This window comes from Mycobacterium sp. (assembly GCF_049281135.1).
Taxonomy (GTDB): domain Bacteria; phylum Actinomycetota; class Actinomycetes; order Mycobacteriales; family Mycobacteriaceae; genus Mycobacterium.
Window position 1 is genome coordinate 1 of record NZ_JBAPRN010000270.1, and the last position, 3,808, is coordinate 3,808.

At 62.2% G+C, this 3,808-nt stretch carries 5 protein-coding genes; 1 reads left to right on the forward strand and 4 read right to left on the reverse strand.

The features are described from left to right. The coding region (locus WAN02_RS10815) for an arylsulfatase (protein WP_422264158.1) at positions 1-1,506 on the reverse strand (1,506 nt) is incomplete at its 3' end. Positions 1,507-1,830: 324 nt separating this feature from the next. Between WAN02_RS10815 and WAN02_RS10820 the strand changes: the two genes are divergently transcribed. Further along, positions 1,831-2,721, forward strand: a complete 891-nt coding sequence (locus tag WAN02_RS10820; RefSeq protein WP_422264159.1) for a bile acid:sodium symporter family protein — start codon at positions 1,831-1,833, stop codon at positions 2,719-2,721. On the opposite strand, the gene rpsQ is transcribed toward WAN02_RS10820, so the two are convergent. The 3 genes from rpsQ to rplP are packed head-to-tail and all read right to left on the reverse strand — an operon-like array spanning position 2,714 to position 3,737. Next, positions 2,714-3,079, reverse strand: coding sequence for a 30S ribosomal protein S17 (gene rpsQ, locus WAN02_RS10825; protein WP_422264160.1), 366 nt, complete (start codon positions 3,077-3,079; stop codon positions 2,714-2,716). The genes WAN02_RS10820 and rpsQ overlap by 8 nt on opposite strands. Continuing rightward, positions 3,079-3,321, reverse strand: coding sequence for a 50S ribosomal protein L29 (gene rpmC, locus WAN02_RS10830; RefSeq protein WP_422264161.1), 243 nt, complete (start codon positions 3,319-3,321; stop codon positions 3,079-3,081). Before rpmC ends, rpsQ begins: the two co-directional genes overlap by 1 nt. Next, complete coding sequence (gene rplP / locus WAN02_RS10835; protein WP_240259930.1) at positions 3,321-3,737, reverse strand: 50S ribosomal protein L16; 417 nt, start codon at positions 3,735-3,737, stop codon at positions 3,321-3,323. The genes rpmC and rplP overlap by 1 nt, the downstream gene beginning before the upstream one ends. Positions 3,738-3,808: the final 71 nt, after the last annotated feature.

The window sequence follows — 3,808 nt, forward strand, 5'->3', positions numbered from 1 at the left end:
CAGCATGGTGTAAAACTGAGTCTCCTTGCCGGTGTCGGCTGACGGGTCGGTAAGAGCCGCTTTGAAACTCACGCCGTCCAACGGCTTCTGCGGGACGCCCTTCACGGTGTCCGGCGGTTGGATGTTCAGCAGGTCGTAGACGGTCGGGGTGACGTCACAGACGTTGACGTAGTTGTCCCGGACCTCACCGTGCGCCGCAATCGCTTTGGGCCACGAGACAATTGCGGTGTCGGCGATACCACCCTCATGCGAGGCGTACCTCTTGTAGAGCTTATAGGGCGTGTTGAAGGCCATCGCCCAACCAATCGGGTAGTGGTTGTAGGTCTGCGGCCCCCCGAGATGGTCGAACATCTTCATGCTCTCTTCAACGGTGTCGATGTAGGCGTTGAAGAACTTGCCCTCGTTCACCGATCCGTTGGGACCGCCTTCACCACTGGCGCCGTTGTCGGAGATCACCACGATGAGGGTGTTGTCCAGCTGTCCGGATTCCTCGAGATAGTCCAGAATCCGGCCGATCTGGGCGTCGGTGTAGCTGAGGAAACCGGCGAACACCTCGGCCATCCGGCTGAACAATCGTTTCTCTTCGTCGTTGAGTGTGTCCCACGGCCGGACCGTGTCCTGCAGCGGCCACGGCTGACCGTCGGGTCCCTTGACGTCGAGATAGGGGTTGACCGGCGATAGTTCGGTGTCTTGTGGCACGATGCCCATCGACTTCTGCCTGTCCAGCACGATCTCCCGGTAGCGCTCATAGCCCATGTCGAACTTGCCGGCGTAACGGTCCGCCCACTCCTGGAACACATGATGTGGCGCATGGCCGGCGCCGGGGCACACGTAGCTGAACCACGGCTTGTCGGGTGCTATCACCTTGGCGTCGCGAATGAACTCAATTGTCTTGTCCGCGATGTCTTTCGACAGGTGGTAGCCGTCCTCCGGGGTGCCGGGCGGATTCACTGGATGGTTGTCGTACACCAGGTCCGGATACCACTGGTCGGTCTCGCCACCCATGAATCCGTAGAAGCGTTCGAAGCCGCGCGAGGTTGGCCAGTGCCGTTTCGTCGACGCCAGGTTGGACTCTTCGAGTGGCGTCAGATGCCACTTGCCGACGCAGTAAGTGTTGTAGCCCTGTTCGGCCAAGACCTCAGACAGCAACGCGGTTTCGAACGGGATGCGGCCGTTGGAATTGGGGAAGCCTTCGGTGAACTCTTCGATCATCGCCATGCCGACCGTGGTGGCGTTGCGACCGGTCAGCAGCGACGCTCGGGTCGGAGAGCACAGGGCCGTGGTGTGGAACTGCGACAGTCGCACGCCGCGCTCGGCGATGCGCGTCATGGCCGGCATCTCCACCAGTCCGCCGAAGCAGTCCCACGTCGCGATGCCGGTGTCGTCCCACACCAGATAAAGGACGTTGGGCGCACCCTCCGGTGCGGTCGGCGCAGCGAATGGACCCCAATCCGGTTCCGAATCACGGATATCCAGTTCGATCTTGCCGTTGAACTCGGTAGCCATTGCTGGCCTCACTCTCGTAGTGGACCTCCAGGATTCCGGATGCAGAGTACACCGCTGCGCCGAACTGTCGGCCAACATCGCAATGACGAACAGTCACGCCGCCGCACACCGCTGAACACGGGTCGTCATTTCCGCGCACGGCGATTCGAGTTCGGCCGAGACTGCTCACGCAGCAACGTGATACCAGTGACCCAGTCGTGCGGATCGGGCTCGTGACACCCACGGCGACAGCAAACCGTAGACTGCCTATCTAACGCATCCTCGCGCCGTAGCCTTTCGCCGATCGACACCGGTCGGCGTATGCGCTGAACCACCTGGAGAGTAATGGACAACCGGTTCTTACCAGTGGTCGTCGGCGCGGTCATGCTCGCGCTCGGACTGACGCTCACCATCGCAGACTTCCGCCGCGCCGCTACCGTGCGACGCCCACTGCTGGTTGCCTTGATCTGCCAATCGCTGATCTTGCCGGTGCTGTGCCTGCTGATCGCCGAGGCGCTGCACCTGACGCCCAACCTGGCCGTCGGGCTGATGCTGATGGCCGCGACGCCGGGCGGGATGTTGGCAAACCTCGTCAGTCACCTCGCCGATGGCGACCTGGCGCTCAATCTCACGCTCACCGCGATCAACGCGGTGCTGTCGATATTCGCCATACCCGCGATACTCGCGTTCTCGCTGTCGTGGTTTCTCGGCGAAGGGCGTTTCATCCCACTGCAATTCGACAAGTTCTTCACGGTGTTCGCAATGGTGCTGATACCTGTCGCAATCGGCGTTGCGATCCGTCATCGCTTCCCCGATTTCGCCCGGCGATTGCAGAAGGTCGTCAGGATCGCCGCCGCGGTACTACTGGTGCTCGCCGTCGTCGGCGGGATCGCCAGTGGCCAGTCAACGCTGTGGAAGAACTTCGGTGTGCTCAGTGCGGCCGTGGTGTCTTTCTGCGCGATCAGCCTGACCGTCGGGTACCTGGTCTCGCGCTGGATGAAGCTGGCCCCAAGACAAGCTATCGCCGTCAGCCTGGAGATCGGATTGCACAATGCCGTGGTAGCGGTCGGCATCGCGCTCAGCCCGCAACTACTGAACAATGCCGACATGGCAATGCCCGCTGCTGTTTACGGGATTATCGGCCCGCTGATCGCGTTGGCGTTCATCGTCGCCGCCCGCCGCCTGGATCCTGCGTACCGTGAGCTGGCGGGCGCACCGGCAGCGGAGACTACTTAGCCTTCTCCAGGATCTCGACGAGCCGCCAGCGCTTGGTGGCCGAGAGCGGACGAGTCTCCATCAACGAAACCCGGTCGCCGGTGCCGGCGTCGCCGTGCTCGTCGTGCACCTTGACCTTCTTGGTGGTCCGAATGATCTTGCCGTACTTCGGGTGGCGCATGCGGTCTTCGAGCTCGACCACAATGGTCTTCTGCATCTTGTCGCTCACCACGTAGCCGATGCGGGTCTTACGACGACCGCGCGGTTTCGGGGTGGCCGGAGTGTGCTTGGGCCCCTTGGCATTGCCGTCTTTCGGGGCACTAGCGTTGGGGGCGGCCTTTGCCGCCTTCGCCGGGGCTGCCTTCTTCGCCTCTGCCATTACGATTCTCCATCTTCAGCACCAAGGGGGCCCGCTGCAAGGCCGAGTTCGCGTTCACGTAGCACGGTGTAGATCCGTGCGATCTCCTGACGGACTATGCGCAGCCGACGGTTGTTGTTCATCTGACCTGTCGCCATCTGGAAGCGCAGGTTGAACAGCTCTTCCTTGGACTCGCGCAGCTTCTCGATCAACTCGTCGTCGTTGAGCTCGCGCAGTTCGCCAGGCGAAATTCCCACTGCCATCAGAACTGATCCTCTCGGGTAACGATGCGTGCCTTGATCGGCAGCTTGTGGATCGCGCGGGTCAGCGCCTCCCGTGCGGTCTGCTCGTTGGGGTAGCTGAGCTCGAACAGCACGCGGCCCGGCTTGACGTTGGCAATCCACCATTCCGGCGATCCCTTTCCGGAACCCATGCGGGTTTCGGCGGGTTTCTTGGTCAGCGGACGGTCCGGGAAGATGTTGATCCACACCTTGCCGCCACGCTTGATGTGCCGGTTGATGGCGATACGAGCGGACTCGATCTGACGGTTGGTGATGTAGGCGTGCTCCAGTGCTTGGATGCCGTAGTCGCCGAAGCTCACCGACGTGCCACCGCTGGCAATCCCGCGCTGGCGTGGGTGGTGTTGCTTGCGGTGCTTGACTCTGCGGGGAATCAACATGATTCAGCTCTCCGTACTCTGCGCCTCGACAGCAGGCGCCTCCGCCGGCGCAGCGGCTGGCGGGGTAGAGG

Bases quoted from the DNA above. Each gene is read 5' to 3' on its own strand.
- rpmC (WP_422264161.1), bottom strand. From the start codon at position 3,321: ATGGCAGTGGGAATTTCGCCTGGCGAACTGCGCGAGCTCAACGACGAC.
- WAN02_RS10820 (WP_422264159.1), top strand. From the start codon at position 1,831: ATGGACAACCGGTTCTTACCAGTGGTCGTCGGCGCGGTCATGCTCGCG.
- rplP (WP_240259930.1), bottom strand. From the start codon at position 3,737: ATGTTGATTCCCCGCAGAGTCAAGCACCGCAAGCAACACCACCCACGC.
- rpsQ (WP_422264160.1), bottom strand. From the start codon at position 3,079: ATGGCAGAGGCGAAGAAGGCAGCCCCGGCGAAGGCGGCAAAGGCCGCC.